Below are 23940 nucleotides of genomic sequence, written 5' to 3'. Positions count from 1 at the left end.
ACGGGCGGAACGCCGGCGCTGCCCGGGAAGGGGGGGGGGTCGGCCGCAAGCCAGGGGGACGCTGGCCGGGGGGGGCAGCCGCCGGCGGGGCAGGCGCGCTGGCCGGAGGGGGGGGGCTGGCCGGACGAAACGCCGGCCGCGGGGGGGGGGCGTCAGCCTCGGGCGGCGGGATGAGCGGCGCCGGCCGCAAGGGGCGTCAGTCTCAGGAGAGGGCGGCGCGCAAGGTCGCGCGTCCCTCGTCGCTGGGGGCGATGAGCTGCGCGCCGCCCCACAGACTTCCAAAGCGCGCGGAGACGACTTCGGCCAGACGGGCGCGTGCCACCACGAGGGAATGAGGCCACGAGGGCAGGGAGCCGCGGGCGAGCAGCGCCAAGGCCTCGGTCAGACCCCCGTCGCGCTCCAGTTCCAGGCGCCCGAGCTCGTCGATGACCAGCAGCCCCGGCGCGTCCTCCCCCACGCGGAACTCGAGAGAGGCAAGGTGAGCGTTGACCTGGGCGAGAGCCGCGTCGTCGATGGCCCAGGCCAGCTGAGCCCGAGCGCTCTGACTGGCAGCGTCGTAGGCGCCATCCGCCTGGGCCAGGTCACGACGCCGCGCAAAGCCGATGCGCTCGCCACCTGGGAGGAGCACCTGGTCGATGCCGAGCTTCTCGAAGCCGTTGGAATCAGCCTCGGGACCGGCGGAGGGCACCCACACCCCCGGGGCCGTCACCCCGTAGGCAGGCACTCCCTCGGCCGCCAGCTCGCCGAGAACATCCTCGAGCCAGCGGGTCTTCCCGGTCTGCACCTGACCGGTGAGTACGAAAAGCATGGCGACTCCCTTCTTGCCCGATGAATTATTCTCATACAAGCATAACACAGCGCGCAGACGGGATGCGAATCCCCATGCCCGCTAGCTAGACGGGCAGAGAGTCGCCCCCCCCCTCGCGCTCGCCGACGGTCAGGCGTCAAGCTGCCCGCCCAACGCCCTCTGCCCGGATTGGCGTCAAGCCGGCCCGTCAACCAACGCCGCTGCCACGTTTCCGTGCTCAGATGGCACTAATCGACGTTTTGGTACGGTGCGTGGGTGCGCTTCGGGCGCGCGGAGGCTCTGCCGCGAAAGCCGACCTGGGAAAACGCCACCGCCCGCACCCCGAACGGGCGACGGGGGACGTTAATGAGGGCGATGAGGCGTACCAAACCGTCGATTAGTGCCATTCGGCGGCGAAAAAGTGGCCGTAAGGGTCAGCGCGGGCGGGTTGCGAGGCGAAAATGGCTGCGAGAGCGAGTGGCATCGCGCCCCAAGGCGAGGCTGGCCATCACGCCCCGCCGCGGAGTCTAGAGCGCGAACTTCTCCCTCACGCGCACGAGCTTCCTGCGCCACGGCACGTAGATGACCAGCAGGAACCCCACCGTGGCTGCGGAGTGGACGAGGTCGAAGGGAAGCGCGGCCGCGTAGACGCCGAGCGCCACCGGCCAGGTGATGGGCTGCACGAACCCCGCGAGCGTCCACGTGTTCATGAGCAGGCCGAACAGCAGGCCGGACGCGAAGCCGTAGGTCGCCAGCACGCCGCGGCGCTCGAGCAGGCCGGCATCTGCCAGCACGCCAGCCAGGTAGCCGACGAGGCCCCAGGCGTACATCTGCCACGGCGTCCAGGGGCCCTGGCCGAAGAAGAAGTTCGACACGAGCGCCGCGAGCGCTCCCACCATGAAGCCGCAGCGGCGGCCGAACACGGCGCCGGCCAGGATGCACACGGCGCTCACCGGTTTCACGTCCGGCAGCGGCGCGAACAGGATGCGCCCAGCCGCGGCCAGGGCGCCGAGCACCGCCGTGGGCGCCACCTGGCGCAGAGCAGGGCGCGAGCGCTCGAAGTCGGCGAAGAACAAGGCCAGGGCGCCAGCGGCCACGGCGAAGGTGAGCAGCGCCGTCTGCTGGAGCTGGAGCAGGGCGCACGCCACGAGGGCCGCCGGCACCGCAGCCAGGATGAGCGCCTCCGCGACCGCGGGAAGCCGCCGGTCAGGCGCCTCGGGCCCGCCGCCGCGGGAAGCCGTCGGCGCCCTCATGCGCGCCCCTCCCCCGCGCCCGAGCGCATGTCCTCGTCAGGTCGGGGCGCTCCGCCCGCCGGCACGGCATTCGCGGCCTGCGCCTGGGCAACCTGCGCATCCCACAGGACGGTGAACCCGTCGGGCTGGGGGCGGTAGAACAGATTGCGCGCGCAGAACTCGGCCGGGGGCTGGGTGCAAGCGGCCTCGCCGTCGAAGAGCATGGTCACCGTATCGGCCACGCGCGAGGCGAAGGCGAGGTCGTGGGTGACCATGACCAGAGTGCGGCCCTCGTCGCGCAGGCCTCGCAGGATACGGGCTATCTCCAGGCGCGAGGGCGCGTCGAGGCCCTTGGTAGGCTCGTCCATCAGCAGCAGCCACGGCTCGATGAGCAGGAGCTTCGCCAGCGCGAGCTTCTGCTGCTGGCCGCCGGACAGGTCATAGGGGTGCCGGTCGCCCAAGCCCTCAAGGCCCAGGCGGGCAGTCACTCGCGCGATGGCGTCGGCGCCGTAGCCACCGGGGCCGGCCCACTCGGCCAGCTCCTCGGCCACCGTGTCGCACACGAGCAGCATCTTGGGGTTCTGCGGCAGAAGCGCCTGGTCAGCGCGGAGGGCGTTGGCCACACGACCGCGCTCGAGGCGCAGGGTGCCCGCCAGCGCGCGCAGCATGGTCGACTTGCCGCAGCCGTTGCCGCCCACCACGGCGTGGATGAGCCCCTCCCCCAGCGTGAGGTCGAGGCCGCGCAGCACCCAGTCGGCCCCGCGGTCGTAGCGAAACCACGCGTCGGAGAAGGAGACAGCCGGCGAAGCCGCGCGAGCCGCAGCCTCGCCCAGCCCGCGCTCGGCCCGCCCGGTAGGCGCGCCCAAAGCCGCGGACGGCCCGCCCGGCTCGCGCCCCGCCGCGGCCTGCGCGCCCCGTGCGACCGCCGCGTCCCACGTATCCCGAGCGCCGCCAACGGCCCGCGCGCCCTGCGCGACCGCCGCGTCCCGCACGTCCCCCGTCGCCGGGCGCAGGCCCGCAGCGCGGCCGTAGCGAAACTCGCCAAGCGGGACGTCCGTCACGCGACCGCCCTCCACGCGCGCAGCCATGGTGGCGTAGTCGACCATCGTCTCGGGACTGTGCGTGGCCACCACCACCGTGAGCCCCAGCTCGCGGTTGAGGCGGAACAGCGCGTGCAGGAAGCTCTTCTGCGCCACCGGGTCCAGCTGGGCGGTAGGCTCGTCGAGCAGCAGCACCGACGGCTGCATGACCAGCACCGATGCCAGGCACACGAGCGCCTTCTGGCCTCCGGAGAGCTCCTCGGCACTCCGGCGGAACCACGGCTCCATGCCGAAGAAGTGAGCCACCTCCGCCACGCGGCGGCGCATGTCATCGGGCGCCACGCCCAGGTTCTCCAGGCCGAAGGCCAGCTCGTGCCACACCTTGTCGCAGACGATCTGGTTGTCCGCATCTTGGGACACATAGCCCACACGGGGCTCGCGCTCCCCCGCCGCGAGCGGCTCACCCCACAGCCGCACCTCGCCCGTGCGCTCGCCCGTCGGTGCCAGCTCGGGCTTGGCGCAGCGCAAAAGCGTCGTCTTGCCCGACCCGGTGTCGCCCACCAGCACGGCGAAGGCGCCGGCCGGAACCGACCAGTCCGCCTCGGCCAGCACGGGCGCATGACGGGGATAGGCGAAGGAGAATCCGCGGTAGGTCAGCGCATCCATCGCAAGCGCTCGCCTCCAATCAGAACGCAGGGCAGAAAGAAGAACAGGGCGTAGGGAACATAGCCCCACCACGGTGCAAGCGGCGTGAGGGTGGGATAGAAGCGGAACTGCCCGACGGCCGCCACGGCCACTGCCACGCAGAGCGCGCCGAGGCCCAGCACCACGGCCATGAACGCGGCATCGCGGGTACGGAAGCGCTGGCGGCGGTATGCGGTTCGCCGGGCGCCCGACGCCCAGCCGCGGGCGCGCATGGAGTCCGCCGTCTCCAGGCAGTCCTCCATCGACCAGCCCACGAGCACCGACATCTGCCGCACGGCGGCCGCGATCGCCTGCCGCTTGCCGGCCGGCGCCACGCGCGAGCAAGCCGCCTGGGCGTCCGCGACAGCCCGCCCGTGACGGCTGAACCGCGGCACGAGGCGCAGGGTCATGGACAGCATGAGGGCGAGCGCCGGCGCGCGGCCGCCAAGTGCCGTCATCACGCGATCAGCCGAGAGCACCGCCGCCGCGTTGGCGAACCAGGCGATGGTGGCCAGAAGCAGGCCGCCCATGGCCGCGCCGTAGGCCAGGCTCTCGCCGTAGAAGGCGAAGCTGCCCACGCGGAAGAGCTCGGTGGCGCCACGGGCGGCGAACACCGGGTTCACGAGCGTCACGATCACGAGAAGCGGCAGCTGCCAGCGCAGGTCGCGGGCCACGGCGCGGCCGCCTCGCAGCAGAGCGCCGCAGGCCAGCGCCCCCATCAGCGACGTCGCGATGAGAACCGGCTGGAAGGCGCCCATGGTAAGCCCGAGTGCCGTCGCGAAGAACGCCAGGGGAATGGCGGGATGCACCGCGTCAAGGGCGGGCGCACCCGCAGGCGGGGCCGCGGCGAAGGCCGGGTCGAATCGGCGCGGCGCGCCGTACGAGGGCTCGCCGCCAGGCGCGCACGGCGCATCGGGCGAGGTCGCCGCGCCAGGCCGGGACTCGCTGCCAGGCGCGCAGGCCGCGCCGCGCGGGGCCGCCGCGCCATCGGGCGGGCGCGCATCGCCGCAGGATGGCGGCGCCCATCGCGCGCTCCCCGCCGAGGAGGGCGGCGCGCAGGCAGGGCGGGCCGAAGCCTTCCCCGCCTGCGCCGCCTGGCCGCCGTCTAGCGCCTCCCCGTCCGGCGAGGCGCTAGACGTCATTGCCGTTGTCCAGGGTGTACACCCAGCGCACGCTATCGCCTGAGGACAGCTTGTAGGCGTTGCAGGCCTTCTTCGGATACGACCCGTTGACCCCGTACATCCACCCGCTGCCAGCCCCGCAGGAGAACTCGGCCAGGCCTCCGATGGAGCTGACGTAGCTCGCGCTGCCGCCGATGGCCAGCCCCGTGGCCTTGAGGGCGTCATAGACCGTGGCCCCCTCAGGCAGGGTGACCGAGCGGGAGCCCAGGCCCACGGAGTAGCCCGAGGGCTTGGCCTTCGACCCATCGACCGAGATGGTGACGGTGATGGTCTGGGGCTTCGGATCGGGTGCCGGGGGCGCGGAGGGGGTCTCCGCCGTGCCCCCCGAGGACGACCCGCCGCTCGATCCCGCGCCGCCGGACGATGCCGGGGGCTGGGCGGCCTGGCCGCCGCCCGATCCGGCAGAGGACGAGTCGCTTGCCGGCGGAGTCGCGGGCGCCTCGGAGGAAGGCGCGTCCGGCTTCTCGGCGGCGGATGCGCCGGCCGCAGGCTCCTCGGCGGCGGGCTCTTCCGCCGCGGGCTCCTCGGCGCCCTCGCCGGCAGCAGGCACCACCTCGGCCAGGTAGTCATCGAGGGACGACGCCTCGCTCACCTCGCGCACCGGCACGGTCGTGGATGCCCACAAGTCGACCGCCGCGCCCTCCTGGGAGGCTGCCCCCAGCGCAAACCCACCGACGGCGAGCGCCAGCACGCACGCAGCGCACACCGACCCCACCACCAGCGGCACGCGCCCGCGCCGCCGCGGCTCCGGGACGACGGGCGCCCCGGCTTCCACGGCATCCTCTCGTATCCGATCGGGGACGACGCGCTCGTCCGCCCCCGGCTTCTTATCCTCTGCCATCTTCGGCTCCTTCTACGCGACCTCTCGACGCCGCAGCGCAACCACGCCGGCTGCCGCCGCCGCGAGCGCGACCACCGCAGCCGCCCCGGCCGGCGCCGCATCCCCCGTGGGGGCCAGCGGCGTGCCCTTGGCCGAGCCCGCGCCCGCCTTGTCGCCATCCGCCGGCGCCTCAGGCTGAGGCTGGGGCTGCTCCTGCTTCGGCGGCTCCTGGCCCTCGGCAGACGGAATGGTCACGCCGCCCTCGCGAGCCTGCGCATAGAGGTTGTAATCGCCGTTCGCGCCAGCCGCCTTCAGGCCACGATAAGCCACAAGGGCGCGAAGACCCTGCTCCGTTGCGTTCTCGTCACGATCGCCGCCCGCCTCGAAGGCAAAGCCGGAGTTATCCTGCAGCCCGTAGGCCAGCAGCGCGGAAAACGGCGTGGCACCGCTCTCTACCGCCCATTCCGTGGCCGGGTCGATGCCGGCCGCGCACAGGGCGATGACGGCGAAGGCCGTCGAGCAGGCGTTCGGCAGCCCGTCGTTGTCGGCGAAGCCGCCGGTGGGCAGCTGGATGCCCTTGAGCGCCACGAGCGCGCGGTTGACGGCGTTGCGCACCTCGGGATTGTCGCGGTAGGGCGCGAGCGCGCTAATGGCCATAGCCGTCATGTCGGCGTTGGCCTCGGTGCCCGATAGGGCGAAGCCGCCGCCCGGCTGCTGGTCGGCCAGCACGCTGGCGATGAGGGCGTCTTTGGAGAGCGCGGCGTCAGCCGGCACCGCGTAGTCACCGCTGGCATAGGCCCACAGGGCCGCCATGCGGGCATTGGGAAGGGTGGAGCCGGAGACGCGCGAGCCGAGGGCCGCGATGGCGTCGAAATCGCCCGCCGCGCGGGCAGCGGGGGAATCGGCCAGCGCCCGCGCATCGTAGCCCGCGGCGGTCAGCGCGATGATGCTGCGCTGAAGGGCAGTCGGATCAAAGCCCGGATCCTTGGCCTGGGCCAGGGCCTCGGCGTAGAAGGCGTCCAGATCGGCCCCCTCATCCCTGTCAAGCGCCGCCAGGCTCATGACGACCCACGGATCGGAGGTGCCCGCGTAGGAGGCGACGATGCCGGTCATGAGCGAGCCGACGGCAGCCTGGCTCACGCCCGTGGCCGGATGCTCGGAGGTCGGCGGCTCCACCGGCTCCTCGCCGCCGGGGAGCACGGCATCCGACCCGGCCGCCGCAGGCGGGTTGTCCTGGTAGTACGCAGCCCACGCCGCCGCGTCGGCGGGAGCGTTGGCGCTGCTGTAGATGGTCCAGGCAAACTGGAAGGCATTCGCGCCCTTCAGCAGCTCCTTGTCGAGCGTCGCGCCACCATAGCCGCCATCTCGATAGGAGGCCCAGTACAGGCTCACGGAGAAGTCGGCCGAGTCCCACTTCGCCATCTTGACGCCCTCTTTCGAGGTGATGGACTCGACGGCCTTGCCGTACTTGCCCTCGGGCGCCGCGTAGGACTTGATGTCGCCAGCCTTCACCGCCGTGTTCAGCAGATCCTCCAAGGTGATCGTGTCGAGCGTCGCGTTCGCGTCGCGCTCCTTGGCAACCGCCAGGACGTCCGCCCTCTGATAGGCCTTGTTGAGCCAGATGACGGGCAGCATCTCGTACGTATCCGGATCGGACTTGGAGCCCGCGACAAGCGAAAGCGTTACCGTGTCGGCCGACTCGCCAGCCACCGGATGCTTCTCGTAGTAGGCATCCCAGTCGGCTGACGTGAGATTGTCGTCCGCAGACGAGTACTTGTTCCAGGCCAGCTGGTAGTTCGTGCCCGCCTTGAGCTCGCGATGATCGATAGCGCAGTCGCCCTGGCCGTAGGCCCCGTTCTCGTAGTAAGACCAGTACAGGCTCACCGAGAAGTCGTCGCTGTTCCAGTTCTTCAGGTCGATGCCCTTGGCGGACGTGATGGATCCGACGTACTTGCCGCCATACGAGGATTCGGGCGCATCGTAGGCCTTGAGGTCACCGGCCTCCACGGCAGCGTTCAGCAGGTCTTCCACCGTGGCGCCCTCCTTGAAGGCGTATTTCTTGTTCACCCAGGTATTGTAGGTGGTCACGCCAGTGGTGTAATCGGTAGTCGTGCCCGCCAGCACCGTGAGGGTGACGGTCTGCTCGGCCGCCTGCGGCGCCGGGGCGTCGGGGGCAGGCTCGTCGGCCCAGGCGGGGGCGATGGGCATAAGGCCCAGGCAGAGCGCCGCCGCCATCAGCAGCATGAACAGTTTCGTGAGGGGTTTCGCGCCGGACGGCGGCGCGGAAGTGCGTCCAACCATAGTCGGAACCTCGCTTTCCAGGGCTTCTCTGCGATGGCTGGGTATTCCGACTTTGCCTGATCGGCGGCGCGTCGCGTGCCCGCGATCCCGCAAGGCGGGAAGCGCTGCCGGCGTTTACGGTTACTGGTATAGCGCGGGACTCTCACCCGCATTCCCCCAAGACCGGCCGCCCCTTGCGACCCGCCTGCGCCTGCCGGCGCAACCATCATGCCAATGCCTGGCCATTGTACCACTTGGTATGAGAGGGAAAAGGGGCAGTTGACGCTTGCGCCCTTGAGGGCGGAGCCCTGCCACGCGGGCGCCCGACGCGAGCCCGCGTCGCCCCGGCAGGCGCCAGGCGCTACACGCCGCCCCCCCCCGAACGCACGGGGACCCCGCGCTGCGGGGCCCTCGACTTCTGCGGCAAAGCGCGCTTCGAAGGAACGGCCTCCCTACCCGATCGCCACTTCCTCAGCGGCGAGGGTGCCCGATCCGATGGTACCCACCACGGTGACGTGGCGGCCGACGAGCGCATTGGCGTCAATGCCCTCGCCAAGCGTGAGGGTCATCGCCCACACATCGCGCTGGCTGCCGTCGAGCGTGAGGCGCAGACCGCCGTCGGGCTTGAAGGTGAGCGCGCCGGGCGTGCCGCTCACCGTGCCGCCCAACTCCACGAGGTCGCCCGTGGAGCACTTGAGCCCGTACTCGGGGCGCCCGCCCTCCTGGCCGACGGGCCCGTCCTCGCCGCCCTGGTCGCCCTCTTCCTCCTGGTCTTCCCCGTCAGGCTGGGCCGTGGTGACATCCTCGACGGTCACCTCGTCGTTGAGGCGGTCGACCTTCGCCACCCAGCCTTCGGTGTCTGACCAGGTGACGGCTATCTGCGCAGAGCAGTTATGGTGCTTGATCAGCTGCTTCTCCCCTTCCGTCACCTGCTCGTCCTTGGCGAGGGCAACAGTGATGGCGCCTCCCTCGGTGGTCAGGCGCGACGAGGTCTTGGGCGCGACGCCGGCGAACAGCGTGCCCACAGCCGGGTCGTAGGCGGCCAGCAACGCGTCGAGGTCCTCCACGATGAGCGTGGCATTCGGCGCCGAGAGCGGCTGGGCCGTCATATCGCCCAGCTCCAGGTCGCCTTCGCGCCAGGTCTCGCCCGCCTCGTCGTAGGCGAAGGCGAGCTTCACGGGCACGGTGAGCAGGATGCCCTTGTTGCGGAAGAGCGCGTCAGCGGTGACCTCGCGCGTGGCGACGACCTTATCGCCCTCCTTCTGCTCCACGACATCGCCCACGGCCACGTTCTCGAACTTCGGGCCCACGAGGTTGTCGGTGGGCACGTAGCGGAACTGGGCCAGGTCGGGCGCCTCCATGCTCAGGCCCTCAAGCACCTGCTGGGCGCGGGTCAGCGTGAGCGTGACGCGCTGGCCGCGGTCGAGGGAGACGGCAGGCTCGGACTTGCCGGCGAGGAAGAACCAGTACGCGCCGCCAGCCGCAGCCGCGAACAGCAGCACCACGACGAGCGCTACGGCGATGCCGCGCCGTCCGCCGCGAGCCTTGCGCGAGCGCGCCGGCTCGACGGTGCCATAGGACGCCGCCGCTCGCGCGGGGCGAGGGACGGCGGGGCGCACGCGCTCCTCCTGCTGCGGCGGCATGACAGCGGTGGCAGCAGGCTGGCGGTAGGCGAGGTCGTCCGCGGCGGCCGTGCGAGAAGAGGACGCGTCGGAGACGTCGGGGGCGAGATCGGAGGTCGCGTCAGGGTCGGGGGCGAGATCGGGGCGGCCGGCAGGCGCGGGATCGGCGGCCGGGTCGGGATCGGGGCCAGCGAAGGCCGCGGCATCGGTCGCGTCGGCGGGAGCCGTCTGGTCGGCAGGGGCCGCGACGCGAGCGCGCTCGGCGGCGCGCACCTTCTCCGCCTCCGCCCGCGCAGCAGCGGCCGCGGCGGCGATGGGGTCGGGCGCGGACTCAGCCGCTTTCGCGCCATCCTCGGCAGATGCGTCGGCGACGGGCGTCAGGTCGGCCTCGGAGGCCTTTTCATCAGGGGAAGCGCCCTCCGCACCAGGGGCATCGGCGGCAGCCGACGCGCGCTTTTCGGCGTCGGGGGCGTCATCGTAGGGACGTACCATGGGTTTCCTCTCCTCAAGCCTCCGTCGGGCCGCGGCCGCGACGGGGTCAGTGCTGGCTCTATTGTACCCACGAGCGCCCCAAAGCGCCAGGAGTTCCGCTCGCCGCGCCCATCGCGCCCGCCGCGCCCGTCGCGCCCACCGCGCCTGCCACCGCAATCGCCTCGGCCTGAGAGCGCGCCCGCCACCTGTGCGCCCCGCCTGCGCCCCCTTGCAGAGGAGACGCCGTTTTTGGGTCATTTGCTTCGAAATTCCGAGGCTGATGCGGCCTTGGGCAGGTCTCCCGCACGCACGAGTGTAACGAACGCCCCCTTTTGGGCGTCAAGCGACACGCAAGACCTCCGTAGGCGCCCGTCTCTCGGATTCATCCTCGGAATTTCGAAGCAAATGGCCATTTTCCGCCGGAATCCGCGCAAGGTACCGCTCGCGCTCCGCCCCATGCGCCAGTCGACTCATGCAAACAGGCCGCCAGGCAGCTTGCGGGGTGACGAGCCGGCCAATCAGGGTGACGCCGAGCGACGGCCCGGCTAAGACGGGAGCCGGGGCAAGGAGGGGCGGCGTCGGCGACAGGAGGGAAGCGAGCGAGGCAGCCGGACGAGGCACAGCGACCCGGCGGAAAGCGCCACCTGCCGGCAAGCGGGAAACGCCGAACGCAGAGAAGCCCCTCGCAGCGAAAGGCCTCGCTGGCAGCGGGCGGCGGCGGGCGGCGGCGGGGTAGACGCCAAGGAAGGCGGCGTGGGAAGGCCCGCCGACGCCAGGTGGCCTATAATGGCGGCGAAACTGGCTGACGAACAGGAGGCGGGATGACTCGAAGCTTGGGAGTATGCCTGGCATGCGGGGAGCCGCTGCGCTACTTCGAGGCGGCGCAGGAGGTCACCTGCGAGGAGTGCAGCCGCGTCGAGACGGCGCACGCCATCTGCCAGTCCGGGCACTACGTATGCGACCAGTGCCATCGCGCCCGCGGCGTCGAGCACGTGCTCGCCACCTGCGCCACAAGCGACCTGCGCGACCCCATCGCGCTAGCCCAGCAGATCATGGCCGACGACGCCCTCTACCCCAACGGGCCCGAGCACCACACACTAGCAGGCGCCGCGCTGCTGACCGCCTACCGCAACGCCGGCGGCGCGCTGGATCTGAGCGCCGCGCTCGTCGAGCTGCGCCGCCGCTCGCTGGCGGTGCCCGGCGGCGTCTGCGGCTACTGGGGCACCTGCGGCGCGGCCATCAGCGCGGGGATGTACTGCTCCATCGTACTCGGCGCCACGCCGATGACCCTCGGTCCTTGGGGGCAGACAGCGCGCTTGACCTCCCGCATCCTCGATCGCCTGGCTGACGTGGGCGGCCCGCGCTGCTGCAAGCGCAGTACGTTCATCGCCCTGCAGGAAGCCGCAGCCTACACCGCCGAGACAATGGGCGTGACCATGGAGCTGCCCGCTCAAGTGACCTGCACCTTCATGGCGCGCAATGCCGAATGCCTGCGGACGGCGTGCCCCTTCTTCCCGAAGCGCGCCCACGCCTAGCCCCTCCCTGGCGGCAGGGGCCAGCGCGAGGGGCGTTTCGCATCCAATTTCGCGGGTTATCCAAGGGCAGAGCGGCGTATGCGGCCCGCGCTGAATGCATTTGCCCAGGTCGACGAAAACTCGCGGGAAAACCGGAAAAGTGCGGGATTTCCCGGCCCCAAGCCTCGGATAGCTCACGAAATTGGATGCGGAACGCCCCCGCCAAGAGCTGCGAGGGTCATCGTGATGAGCGAAGCGGATCGAGCGATCGCCCCAAGCGCAGTCGGGAATGTCGCGACGGGACGAAACCCCGGCTGACGCGTCGCGCAACCGCAGGATGAGCGACGAGGAGGGTCGGCCGCAACATGACAGGCGAGAGCGGAGCAAGCAGCCGACGCAGCCATGCAGATGACCCGAAGACACGAGCGCCCGGAAGCGTGCCTGACGCAGCAAGGCGAGGCGCGGGAGCCTGCTGAGGCGGAGCGATCCTAGCACGATGCCAGAGCCGCCCCCTGCACACCGACGTGAAATGCGCGACGTCCTCCTCCGCTCCTCCCTCCCGTCCGCCCGCTACCGCAGCCCTAATTCGGCGCCGTCATCTAGAACGAGAATTGAACGCCAGAGTGTTTCACGTGAAACACTCGTTTGCGTTTCCTCGGTCGGCAGCGCGCCTCGAGGGCCACTCGCAGCCTGCCTCGTGTCTCGGCGCCCTCCACGCCCCAGCACCCCCTCGCTCCTCCACCGCGCCGCGCCCCGACACCCCCAGCGTCCCTCCCCCACCGCGTCATGGCTCCGACACCCGGCAGTCGCCACGCCCCATCATCACGTCGCCACCGCGCTGCCCGTCGCCGCGCTGCCCCGCCGCTCGCCGCAGCCGCAGCATCTGTCGCGCTCGCAGCCGCAGAACCCGTCGTGCCCGCGGCGCCCGCCGCCGCGCTGCCCCGCGGCCCTGTCCTCGCGCGCCCTCCGCGCCTTGCGCCCCACGCTTCCGCGCCGCCCGCACGCGCCCCCGCGCCCGCCGCCCACGTCGCCGGCGCGGCCCGCCGCGAGCCACGTCGCGCCGCCCTCATCGTGGCCCACCGCCCGACGCCCATGCCAGCCCGCCGAGCCCGTACCCGACACTCGCGTCGACCCACCGTGCCCGCACCCGACACTCGCGTCGACCCACCGTGCCCGCACCCGACACTCGCGCCGCCAGCGTCATGCCCTACATGTCCGCACCCCCACGCCGTATCCCGCAGCCGCATTGCTCCCATCCGCAAGGCCGCATGCCCGTCGTCCGCCACCTGCATTTGGATCCAACTCGCGAGTGTTTCACGTGAAACACTCGTTTGCCTCGCATCCGCATCGCACGCCAAATGTCCTTTGAGGGCCACCGCCCTCCGAGCCCCATGCGCCCCGCGTGCCCCGCCGTCCGCACCTCGCCGCGTGCCCCGCCGTCCGCACCTCGCCGCGCGCCCCGCCGTCCGTCACGTGACCGTGCCCCATGCGCCCCGCCGTCCGCATCCCGCCGTCCGCACCTCGCCGCGCGTCCCGCCGTCCGCCCCCACTTCGCGCCCTCTGCACCTGCGCCGTCCTCCGTCCGCGCTACCAGCACCGTCCTCCACGTCCCGAGGCGCCGCGACCCATGCGCTCGTCGCTTCCCCGCCGCCAAGCCGCTCCCTCACCCATGATCGCAGCCCCAGCAAGGCGCCATTATTTAGAGCGTAATCAAACTCCAGAGTGTTTCACGTGAAACATTCGTTTCTATAATCTGGAACCGTCCCGGCGACACCCCCCTCGCATTAGCAGCACCGTCCACCAAACGCCATTCGGGGGCCACGTCCTCCGTGCCCCGCCCCGGCCTCGCGCGCCCACCGCGCCCGCGGCCCTGTCCTCGCCCCCCGCGCACCCACCACACGCCCTGCGCACCCACAGCCCCACCACATCTGCGTACCCGCCCTTGCCCCCTCCTGCGCCCCACGCCTCCGCGCCCCGTCACATGCCCGCAGCCTCACCGCCCCTGCGAGCCCCCTGAGCCCCGCGTCCTCCGCGCCTTGCACCCCGCGCTTCCACGCCGCCCACGCGCCCCGCACACCCACCACACGCACGCCTTGCCCTCGCGCGGCCTCCGCGCCCTGTCCTCGCCCCCCCCGCGCCCACCACACCAGCAGCCCTGCCCTCGCGCGCCCTCCGCGCCTTGCGTGCCCACGTCCCGCGCATCCGCGCACCCGCAGCCCCACCGCACCCGCCGCGCCCGCGGCTCCACCGCATCTGCGCACCCCACCTTTGCACCCTCCCCTGCCCCCTGCCCCCTGCGCCCCGCATGCCCGCAGCCCCACCACACGCACGCCTTGCCCTCGCGCGCCCCTCCGCGCCTTGCACGCCGCGTCCTCCGCGCACCCACCACACGCCCTGCGCACCCACAGCCCCACCGCCCCTGCGCCTCGCGTGCCTGCGTGCCGCGCCCCCACCACACCCGCGCCTTGCCCTCGCGCGCCCTCCGCGCCTTGCGTCCCGCGTGCCCACCGCACCCGCGCCTTGCCCTCGCGCGGCCTCGCGCGGCCTCCGCGCGCCCCGCGCACGCGCCCACAAAAAAAGCGGAGCCGTCACTCAGACGACTCCGCCTTCATCGTATCTCATGGCGTTCGCTCGCCGCCCGCAGCGCCTCGCGGGCGCGCTCCCGCACCGCAGGGCGTAGCGCCGGCGACCTCCTAGTAGCGCATCTGGGAGGCTCGCCAGGCGTCGGCAGCCCACTCGGGGGCGTTGCGACCCACCCAATGCGCGACGGCGCGCATCGAGACGACGGTCGCCAGAGCCCAGCCGGCTGCGCACAGCACGCACCACACGAGCATGAGCAGCATGCCCACCAGACCCATGCCGCCCGCGGCCGCAGCGACCGCAGCCGAGCCGTAGCCCGAGCCCAGCGCCATCAGCGGGCCCATAAAGCCGACGAGCCCGATCGCCATGAACACGAAGCCGACGATCGACACCACGGCGCCCATGATCAGGTTCGGAACCACGGCAGCGCCCAGCAGGCTCGTCCAGTTGCGCTTAAGCACGCTCCAGGCATGGCCGATCTGGAAGCCCTCGCCGAGCGAGCCCATCATGGCCATGCGCACGCTCAGCAGCGTCTCGAGCATGCCCGCGAACAGCATGATCGCGATGGCCGCCACCCAGCCGATAAGCGGCACCCAGCCAACGACGGCGCTCGCGATGGAGGCCACCAGCCCGATGACGAGCGCGATCAGGAAGTAGTAGAAGCCGTACTCGAAGTTGCGCCCGTTCACCACCTCGCGCGGCAGCGGCGTCTTGGCGCCGAAGGGTACCTCGCGCGACCAGTTGAGGCTGTAGCCGTACACCATGAAGTTGAGGATGGGCACGCACCCGATGAGGCCGAGCAGGGCCATGCGGCCCTTCCAACCCTCCGATGAGGAGATGTCGCGCCAGGCAGCCTTCAGGCAGCCCTCCGCATAGACGGGCTGCGGCTGGGGCGGCACGGGCGCCGCGGCGTAGGGCGACTGGGGCTGGGGCGGCATGGTGCCACCGGCGCCGGGCTGGGCCTGCCAGCCGGACGGCGCGGCTCCGGCGGGCGCCTGGCCCTGCCAATCGGCCTGCTGCGCGGAACCGTCCACCGGCGCGGCTGCTCCCGCGGGCTGCGCGGCGCCAGGGGTCGGCGCCCCGGCGGCAGGCTGCTGCGGGGCGCAAGTCGGGGCCGGCTGGCCCTGCGGGGTCGGCTGGCCCGGATCGTTGTAATCGGTCATGGCTTACTCCTTTATCTCGTGAGCCGGAGGCTCGATGTCCCAAGGGTCGGCGGCGGCTGCCCCCATTCCCGCGCCCGTGCCCGCAGCCGCCCCAGGCGGCACGGCCGAACCGACAGTCTCCTGAGGGCGGCGGGCCAGGTCGGAGCGGATGCGGAAGTACTCCCACACCAGCAGGACGAACAGGATGCTCATCACGATGAGGTAGCTCAGCACAGCGCCGGGCAGCCCGGTGAACGTCACCAGCAGGATGGGCACGAACAGCGAGAAACCGAAGGTGACCAGGTACAGCGTGGTCACGTCCTTCTGACGCCGCATGACGGTGATGGTCTGGTACAGAAAGTCGATGGCCGCGGTCACGCCGCCGGCGGCCAGCATGATGAACAGCAGGCCGCGGAACTGCTCGAAGTCGATGCCGTAGAGGAAGCCCATCACGGGGATGCCGATCCACGCCATCACCACCACGTTCGCCACGGTGATGCCGAGGATCACCAGGAGGATGCCGAGCAGGATCAGGTCGAACTGCCGCCGCTTGCGCGCATCCTGCCACACCTCGGCCATGCGCACGAGCAGCGGCTTGTACACGAGCTGCGCCGTGATGAGGATGCCCTGCGCCGGGAAGTACAGCGCGTTGAAGTACAGCTGGTTGTCGTAGGAAAGCGAGCCTTCCATGACGAACTTGGGCATGTTGTCGATGACCGCGTACAGGAACAGCGCCAGGAACAGGGGCGCCGTGTTCTTGAACAGCGCCACGACGCTAGTCGGGCGCGCCTTGCGGGACTTCGGCGTCTCGAGCAGGGTCAGCGGGTAGGTGACCACCACGAACGTAGCCGCGGCGGCGATGGCCATGGCGAACGCGGCCGCCACCATGTTGCGCGTGACGAGCAGCGCGACGGCGAACGCCGCGAGCGCGAGCACCGAGCGGATGGCCTGGGAGACGCCGGCCAGGTAGAGCTTGTCCACCTGCTGCAGGCGCCCTTCGTACACATCGGCCAGGCCGTCAACCATGCGGTAGAGGTAGATGCCGACCGAGATGTAGAACATCTCGGTCTCGTAGCCGCGCACGTAGCAGTAGGCCACGCCCACGAGCACCATGATGACGCAGGTGATCCATCGATTGACCTGGTAATCCGCGAAGGAGTGGGTCTCCTCCACGTCGGATATCTGGTAGGTGCGCACGCCGAAGTTGGCGAGGATCATGAGCAGCGATCCGGTGACGAAGGCCATGGAGAGCATGCCGGCCTGCTCGACGCCCATGAGCTGGGTGGCAATCATCGTGAGCAGGGGGAACACCATGCCCCACGTGCCCACGCCGACGGTGTTCCAGATGAAGTCGCGCGTGGTGCGATGGGCCGCGTAGTGTTCCTCCTGGCCGGAGAGGCCGCCGTCGGATATGGCGCCCATCACGCGGTCGAACCATTGGTTGACCAGGCGCGTGATGGGGTTCTGCCGCGGTTGCCGCGGGGGTGCCGCAGGGCCGCGGGATTCGCGCGGGGCACCGAGGCGGGCGGTGCGCGCGTCGTGAGCCGACGCGGAGCCGCCAGCTGCGACGCGCGGCGGGCGCGTGGAGACGCCGTCGCGGGAGCCGCGGGGACGCTGCGGCGCGTCGGGAAGGCGGCGGGTGGGATGGGAGCCCTCCGCCGCACGGGGCCGGGCGGCGTCGCGCCTGAGCCGGCGCGTGGCGACGCGGGCGTCGTCGGGGCGCGCCTCCGGACGGCGGGCACGGACGCGAGGCCTGCCGTCCGCCGCCGAAGACGCCGGCGGGACGCCGCCCTCAGGAGAGGACGCGCGCCCCGTCGCGGGCTGCTCTTCGTTGTGGTTGATGGCGTCGGCCATGATACGGTGCGGATCCTTCTCGTGTGCTTCAGCGTAGCTCGTGGTCTCAGGGTAGGAAGTATAGTAGTCCTGCGCGCAACCTTACCAAGCCCACACGATCAGCCCATAAACGGAAGCAGAACCGTCACCTTGTTGTCCCGCCCCGCGGCAACCCCCCGGCGCCCACGCGTCGAGTTGGCGCGCGCCTCACCCAGCGCTGTGCGCGAGGCAGCCCCCGGCCGCCTCGCGCCCGCCCGGGGGCAGGCGTACCCGCACGCCAGGCGCTAGGTTGACGCACGTCCCGTACGCCCCGCCGCGGCAGCCCCAGCCGCCCCGCACGCCAAGCGCTCCCCTGCGCTCCAAGCCCCCCCACTCCCGCGCCAGGCGCCAGGTTGACGCACGTCCCGCACGCCCCGCCGCGGCAGCTCCCCAGCCGTCCCGCGGCAGACCCCCCCGGCGCCCACGCGCCGGGCGCCCCGCACGCCAAACGCCGGCCCCTCCGCCACCGTCCCCCGCTCCCGCCCAAAACGCAGAAAGGGGGCGCGGGTCTTTCCCCGCGCCCCCTTTTCCCAAGCGCTAGCGGCGGCGCCAGGCCACGATGAGCACCACGAGGGCGATCACCACCACGACGGCCATCGCGATGGCCACAAGCGGAGCGGCGTCGCCCGTGGGCGCGAGCGGCGTGCCCGCCGCGACCAGCCCGTCGCCGGACGCGGACCCGCCCGGCTCGCCCGCGGCGCCCGAGCCAGCCGAGCCCGCGGCGCCCGAGCCGCCTCCGTCACCCGAGCCGCCGCCGACGCCCGAGCCGTTCCCGGTGCCGCCGTCTCCGCCGGCGCTGCCCGATCCGCCCGCGCCGTCGGTCACGGCCAGGGTCACCGGGCCGGCCGCAGGGCCGGCCGTCGCGCGCTCGACGTAACGAGCGTCCGCGGCCTCCACGCGCTCGACGGTCACCGTCACGCGCGCGCCGGCAGGCGCGGCCGTCACCTTGATGACGCCGAGCGCCAGCGAGCCGTCCTCGCCCGCGCCCAGGTCGTCATCGCCAGCAGAGGCGACGATGCTCAGCACGCCGTCCTCGAACGAGGACTCCGCCACCACCGCGCGCTCCTCGAGGGCGGCGTCGAAGGCGAACCCGACCTCCTGCAGCTCGGCGCCCTCGGCCGGCTCGACGGACACCCGGACGAGCACCGAGCGCTCCTTCGCCATGCCGGTCAGCGCGAGCGGGATGCCCCCGTCCCGCGCCTCCAGCGGGGCCACGCCCAGCGCGGCCTTCGCCGTCGCCGCCCCGTCGCCGGCCGCGCCGTCAGCCGGCGAGCCCCACGCCGTCGCCGGCGCGAGCAGGCACGCGGCCAGCAGCGTCCCCGCCAGCAGGCGGGCGGCGCGGCTCACGCCCCCGGCGCGCCCGGCGCGCCCCGCGGCCGCTCCGCATCCCGCGCCGCGCACGCAGCGCGCGCCTTCCCTTCGCTCGTTCGTCCTCATCATGCCTCCCTCATCTCCACGCGGTCGAACGACATCTCGATGTCCGGCAGCACGGCGGGCACGGCCACCGGCAGCGTGTCAGCCACCAGGCGCTCGCCCTCCAGGCTGTGGGCGTCGTCGACGCGGTACAGCTCGGCGCGCACCTTCGTGGGCACGGCCGTCTCCTTCAGGTCGTCGGGGGTCAGGTAGTACAGCCAGCGGCCCTCGGCCGTCTCGCCCAGGTCGCCCTGCTCGGGCACGTCGGCGAAGATCACCTGCGTGCCGGGGATGAGCCGGCCGTCCTGGTCGTAGAGCTTGAGGGCGTTGTAAGCCGGGTTGCCCTTGTAGGAGCCGGTGATGACCAGCGAGCCGGCCGGCACCACCTCGCCGCCCTCGATGCGCAGGTCGCTGCGCAGGCGGCCGACGCCGTTCGCCAGCAGCTCCACGTCATCGCCCGTCGGGCCGAGCACGTCGAGCTCGGCCACGGAGGCCTCGCGTTGCCCCACGGCCACGAGCCGCAGGTAGGCGGCGTCGTAGGTGTAGAGCCAGCCGTCGCCCTCGCGGTTGAACCACACGGTGGCGCGGCCGTCGGCGTCCAGCTCGAAGGAGCCTTCCTTGACGACGGTCCAGCGTACGCCGTCGGCGCTCACCTCCACGCGGTAGTCCTTGACGGCATGCTCCGCGCCGGCACGGTACTTGAGCGCGCACACCGCCAGCTCCTCGCCGAAGCTCACCGTCACCGAGGCCTCCTCGGCGCTGCCCTCGGGCAGGGCGCCGTCGAACACCGTGGCCGCATCGCCGTCGATGGCGCGCATCGCGGCAGCCGGCTCCGGCATGCCGCAGCTCGTCCCGTCGGGATCGGGCTCGGTGGCATCGTCGGCCGCGTAGAGCGTGGACGTGGCCGTCCAGCCCGTCTTGTCGAGCGAGCCGTCGTGCGACACCTTCACCGGATCGAGGGTCACCGAGCGCGTGCGCTTGAGGTGCTTGTCCACGCCGCACACCTCGTAGGTGAAGACGCGGTTGTTCACCGTGGCGATGGTGTCCACGTAGCGATCCTGGTCGGCCGTGACGAAGGCCACCGGCACGCCGTTGCGCTTGATCTCGTAGCCCAGCAGGCCGTCCCCGCCGCCCGAAGACGACAGGCTGATGACCACGGAGGGCGAGTTCTCCTCACGCGCGAGCGACGCGGAGACGGTGGTGCTCGCCGCCGTGGAGCGGCCGCCCTCCAGCTGGTAGGCGCGGGCGCTGTCGCAGAGGTACTGGATGGGGCGCTCCTCCGCCGGGAACTGCTCGGCATAGGCGCGCGTGCCCGCGTTGGGCTCGAGGCCCCATGCCTCGAAGTAGGCGAGCAGGTTGCGCTCGGCAGCGGCGCAGGACAGGCGCATGAGCGCGTTGTCCTTGTCGGCGCCGGCCAGGGTGAGCGCCACGCCGTCCTCCTTCGCCTGGGGCGCGATGGCCTGGTTGCGGGCATAGGCGTCCACGCGGGCGAAGAAGAGGTTGTTGAACTGCTCGGTATAGGTGTCGTAGGTCTTGAAGTTGTAGCCCTTGTCGTAGGCGAGGTGCAGCTGCCAGTACACGGCGATGCCCGTGGCGCCGCCCGGCATCCCCTTGATGCCGGAGGTCACGCGCTCGTAGACGGTCGGGTACGTGAAGCGGGTGGAGTCATCGGTGTCCTGCGCCTTCTCCAGCTGCGCGTAGTAGTTGTTCGTCACCTCGGCGATGGCGTAGGCGCCCTGGTTGATCTCGTGGCCCACCTCATGCGAGACGCCCCAGCCGTAGTAGTAGCCGGACTGGTAGCGGCCCCTCTCGTCGAAGGAGACGCCCGGGGTGGAGCAGAACTCGACGGTGGAGCCCCATTCCACGCCGATGTGCAGGCCGCCGGCGTACATGAACGCACCGGCGAACATGCGCATGTAGCGGATGTTCTGGCGTGCCGTGGGCAGGCCGTTGCGCGTGCCGTAGACCTCCTGCTCCTCGGCGGTCAGGTTCCCCAGGCCCTTGTGCTGGTAGAACAGGTGCATCATCTCGTCGGCCTCGGCCAGCGCGTGATTCACCTTGGCAGCGCGCTCAGCCACCGTGCCCGAGCCCAAGCCGGCCAGCACCTGGCTGGCGGGGATGGAGAACATGATGGTGTCGCACACGACGTCCGTGGCGTTGGCCACGCAGTTCTGCGGATCGTAGGCATGGTCATGCCCGGCGTCGGCATGGGTTTGCTCCAGGCCGGCGACGGACGCGTCGAGCGAGCGGACGTAGGCCTCGCAGCGCGCCAGGCGCTCGGCCTCGTCGGTGACGCCGTGCAGGTCGAGCACGGGAATATCGACGCCGCCCACCACGCGCACCGCGTAGGAGCGGCTCGCGCCGGTGCCCGCGTACTCCACGTACAGCGCGCCGCCCTTCTCCACATCGAGCGAGGTGAGCTTGGGGATGACCACGGTGTTCATGCCCGTCTTGAGCGTGCCCACCGCCGTCGTGCTCCACGAGCTGGACTCGGCGTGGTACTGGGTGGCCATGAGGCGCAGCGGGGTGGACGAGCCGGCCGCGGCGCCAGCGCCGCCCACGTAGACCGCCACCTCCTCGCCGGCCTTCGCCGACACGCCGAGGGGCTGCCACGCGTTGAGCCCGCCCACGTTGGCATTGACCGAGCTGCGCACCTGCGGGTCAATCGCCACGGGCGCGCGCAGGCCCTGGGCGTTGAGCACGGCCATGGCGTTGTCCAGCTCGGCCACGAGCAGCTCGTAGCGCGGATGCAGCTCGCCGCACGCCGGGTCGGGCGTGTTCAGGCGCGCGCGGATGTCCTCGATGGCCTCGGGCGTCACGCCGTCGGCAAGCACCGTGTGCAGGTCGTCCGCCCAGAGCGCCGCCACCTCCTCCGCGAAGGTGTCATGCTGGTAGAACGCCAGCTCAGAAATGGTAACCGGCGCCCAGTAGGCGCGGCAGTAGGTGAGGGAGATGGTCTTCACCTTCGCCTTGGGGAAGCTCACCATGACGGAGTTGGGCGTGTTGGCGATGGCCGACCACGACAGGCCTGAGCCCGAGTGGTACGTGGCGCGGTTGCCGGCGCCGTCGTCCACCGTCACGCGGATCTCGTGCATCGAGCAGTAGCCGTTGCCCAGATAGGTGGTGAGCGCGAAGCTGCTCATCTCATAAGCGTCGTCGAAGGTGACCGTCACCTCGCCCCAGCCGTCGTTGTGGCGGGCGGAGTAGAAGTAGGTGTCGTAGTCGCCGTCTACCAGGTGACGCGGCTCGAAGTCCGGCACCTTGCCGGGATCGTGCGGCGCCGCGGTCACGTCGATGATGTGCGAGTCGAGCGAGGCGCTCTGAACCGTGCGGTTGATGAGGTTGTACCAGGGCACCTTGGCCGTGCGGTCGATGGTCTCGCCGCTGTACTGGTTGGACGGGGCGGACGTGCCGCAGTCGTTGCTGGCCGTCAGATACACAAGGTAGCGGGTGCGGTGGCACAGGTCGCCCACGGTGCAGCTGGTGTCGGTCAGGCCCTCGACGGCGTGGAACTCAGCCTCGTCCTCGGCCTTGTAGTAGAGGGTGTAGCGCGCGGCGTCCTCCGCGGCACGCCAGCGCACCACGATCTCGCCGTAGCCGCCCTCGACTGTCACGCCGTCGGGCGCGGCGGGAGCCTTCGTGGCATGCGGCGTCACGGTAATGGCGTCGCCCCAGGGGCTGTGCCAGTCGCCGTTGACGGAGCGCACGCGCACCTGGTAGTCGGTCTCGTTCGCCAGCTTCTCGCCGCGAAGCGTGCTCACCTCGGCGGTGGGCAGCACCGCGGCGCGGACGTCCGTGACGCCGCCCTGCGACACCTCCACCTCGTAGCCGGTCACGTTTACCTGCGGATCCCACGCCAGCGTGAAGCGCTTGTCGGCCGCATCGGCAGCCAAGTTGGCGGGAACGTTGAGGTCGGGAGGCGCGATGCGATCCTCCATGCCGTTGAGGAACTCGACGGTGGCTATCTCGGCCAGCGTGCCGCCGTCGGCCACTGCCGTGACGCGGATGGTGATGCGCTTGACGGCCACGCGCGCACCGAAGTCGATGACCACCAGGCCGTTCTCGGCCTCCACCGACCCGGTGGCGGGCAGGCCACTCGAGCGCAGGGCGTGAATGCCCTCGTCGGAGAAGGGAATCTCCTCGACAGAGCCGTCCGCGAGCTCGACGACCACCAGGCCCGCGCGGGGCGCGCCGCCGGCGTCGACGGGAGCCTGCAGGGTGAGGCCCGCCAGCGCAGCCCCCCGGGGCTCGACGGAGAACTCCACCGGTGCGTCAACGGACACGGGCTGGCCGTCAGCCGGAGCAAGCGCCACCACGGCGCCGTCGGGCGCGAAAAGGCTGTCGAAGGGCACGTCGCCCGCGACCATGGTGCCCGCGCCGAGGGCCGGGCTCATCTGGGAGCCGTCCTTGGTCAGGTGCACGGCCGCCTGGGCGCCCGCGCCCTCGCGGGCATGACCCAGGGTGGCGGCAAACGCCTGGACGTCGGCCAGCGTAGCCGCGCCGTCGCCCGTCAGGTCGAAGCGCGCCTCGGCTCCGGCGCCGGCGCGAGGCGCCGCGTCGGCCACGGCGCGGGCCAGAAGCGACGCGTCGCCCGAGCCCACCTCGCCGTTGCCGTTGAAGTCGCCATAGGGCGCCAGGCCCACGCCCGCCTCGTCGGCGTCAAGCCCGCTCATCAGGCTGTCTGCCAGGCGCAGGGCAGCGCGGTCGCCATCGGCCAGGGTCACCTCCTGCGTGAAGGTGCCGTAGCCCTCACCGCGCACGACGAGCGTGTACGTGCCGGCCGGCACGGCGTCCAGGCACGCGTAGAGCGCGCAGGCCGCGGTGACGCGATCGGCGGGCGCGCCATCGCCGTCAGCGCCAGCCGCCCGGGCCGATTCCTCGGCGAGGGCAGCCACGACGGCAGCCTCGGAGGCCTTCGGCCCGAAGGCGACCGGCCCCGCCACGACGGCGCCGTCCTCAGTATTCAGTTGTGCAGTCAGGTCGGCCGCCAGTGCGGCCCGCGGAACGAACGACGTGAGCTCCACGTCGACGACGGCACCCTGGAGCGAGCCCGCTCCCTCGGCGCCGTCGGCACCCTCGTCGGTCGGCGCGGCATCAGGCGTCGCGTCGGCGGCGGGGGTCAGTTGGTCTTCTCGGCTTCCAGCGGCAAGATCATCGTTGTTCGTTTCTAGCTGCGTTTCGGTCTGCTGCGTCTCCTGCGTGCTCCCTGGATCCGCGGGCTCGGCAACGGCCATGGCCGGCATGCCGAACAGCGAGAATCCCAGGCAGAGCGCGGTGACGCATGCTGTCACCCGTCTCACTT

Annotated in this window: 12 protein-coding genes and 1 riboswitch; of the genes, 1 reads left to right on the top strand and 11 read right to left on the bottom strand. The window is 71.6% G+C overall.

What is annotated here, in order from left to right:
• Positions 1–202 precede the first annotated feature (202 nt).
• The 7 genes from AC6I0Y_RS01385 to AC6I0Y_RS01355 form a co-directional block, all read right to left on the bottom strand.
• On the bottom strand, positions 203–808 hold the full coding sequence (locus tag AC6I0Y_RS01385) for a hypothetical protein (protein ID WP_160709866.1): 606 nt from the start codon (positions 806–808) through the stop codon (positions 203–205).
• 506 nt (positions 809–1314) lie between these two features.
• The gene (locus AC6I0Y_RS01380; RefSeq protein WP_497732534.1) at positions 1315–2040 is read right to left on the bottom strand and encodes an ECF transporter S component; all 726 of its coding nucleotides are present in this window, start codon (positions 2038–2040) and stop codon (positions 1315–1317) included.
• Positions 2037–3725, bottom strand: a complete 1689-nt coding sequence (locus AC6I0Y_RS01375) for an ABC transporter ATP-binding protein (protein WP_497732532.1) — start codon at positions 3723–3725, stop codon at positions 2037–2039. Before AC6I0Y_RS01375 ends, AC6I0Y_RS01380 begins: the two co-directional genes overlap by 4 nt.
• A complete protein-coding gene (locus AC6I0Y_RS01370) occupies positions 3713–4501 on the bottom strand; it encodes an energy-coupling factor transporter transmembrane component T (RefSeq protein ID WP_497732530.1) in 789 nt (262 codons plus the stop codon). Before AC6I0Y_RS01370 ends, AC6I0Y_RS01375 begins: the two co-directional genes overlap by 13 nt.
• Before the next feature lie 373 nt (positions 4502–4874).
• Entirely contained in the window at positions 4875–5765 is an 891-nt protein-coding gene (locus AC6I0Y_RS01365; RefSeq protein WP_497732527.1) for a DUF4430 domain-containing protein, read from the bottom strand.
• Positions 5766–5777: 12 nt separating this feature from the next.
• A complete protein-coding gene (locus AC6I0Y_RS01360; protein ID WP_497732525.1) occupies positions 5778–7988 on the bottom strand; it encodes a prenyltransferase/squalene oxidase repeat-containing protein in 2211 nt (736 codons plus the stop codon).
• A 148-nt stretch (positions 7989–8136) separates the two neighbouring features.
• A riboswitch (adenosylcobalamin-variant (AdoCbl-variant) riboswitch) is annotated at positions 8137–8218 on the bottom strand.
• 258 nt (positions 8219–8476) lie between these two features.
• Positions 8477–10138, bottom strand: coding sequence for a hypothetical protein (locus AC6I0Y_RS01355; protein ID WP_497732522.1), 1662 nt, complete (start codon positions 10136–10138; stop codon positions 8477–8479).
• Positions 10139–10938: 800 nt separating this feature from the next.
• Between AC6I0Y_RS01355 and AC6I0Y_RS01350 the strand changes: the two genes are divergently transcribed.
• Positions 10939–11652, top strand: a complete 714-nt coding sequence (locus tag AC6I0Y_RS01350; RefSeq protein WP_160710273.1) for a DUF5714 domain-containing protein — start codon at positions 10939–10941, stop codon at positions 11650–11652.
• A gap of 2672 nt (positions 11653–14324) precedes the next feature.
• Here the strand turns inward: AC6I0Y_RS01350 and AC6I0Y_RS01345 are convergent.
• The 4 genes from AC6I0Y_RS01345 to AC6I0Y_RS01330 form a co-directional block, all read right to left on the bottom strand.
• A complete protein-coding gene (locus AC6I0Y_RS01345) occupies positions 14325–15374 on the bottom strand; it encodes a DUF4013 domain-containing protein (RefSeq protein WP_497732518.1) in 1050 nt (349 codons plus the stop codon).
• Positions 15375–15377: 3 nt separating this feature from the next.
• Positions 15378–17207: a lipopolysaccharide biosynthesis protein gene (locus tag AC6I0Y_RS01340; RefSeq protein WP_497732515.1), complete on the bottom strand. Its 1830-nt coding sequence runs from the start codon at positions 17205–17207 to the stop codon at positions 15378–15380.
• 555 nt (positions 17208–17762) lie between these two features.
• On the bottom strand, positions 17763–18665 hold the full coding sequence (locus AC6I0Y_RS01335) for a hypothetical protein (RefSeq protein WP_497732512.1): 903 nt from the start codon (positions 18663–18665) through the stop codon (positions 17763–17765).
• Positions 18662–23938, bottom strand: a complete 5277-nt coding sequence (locus tag AC6I0Y_RS01330) for a fibronectin type III domain-containing protein (protein WP_497732510.1) — start codon at positions 23936–23938, stop codon at positions 18662–18664. Before AC6I0Y_RS01330 ends, AC6I0Y_RS01335 begins: the two co-directional genes overlap by 4 nt.
• Positions 23939–23940 lie beyond the last annotated feature (2 nt).

It is taken from the genome of Adlercreutzia sp. St.1H8 (genome assembly GCF_059728655.1).
The sequence above is the reverse complement of the archived record's forward strand: the minus strand, read 5'-3'. Positions and strand labels throughout refer to the sequence as shown.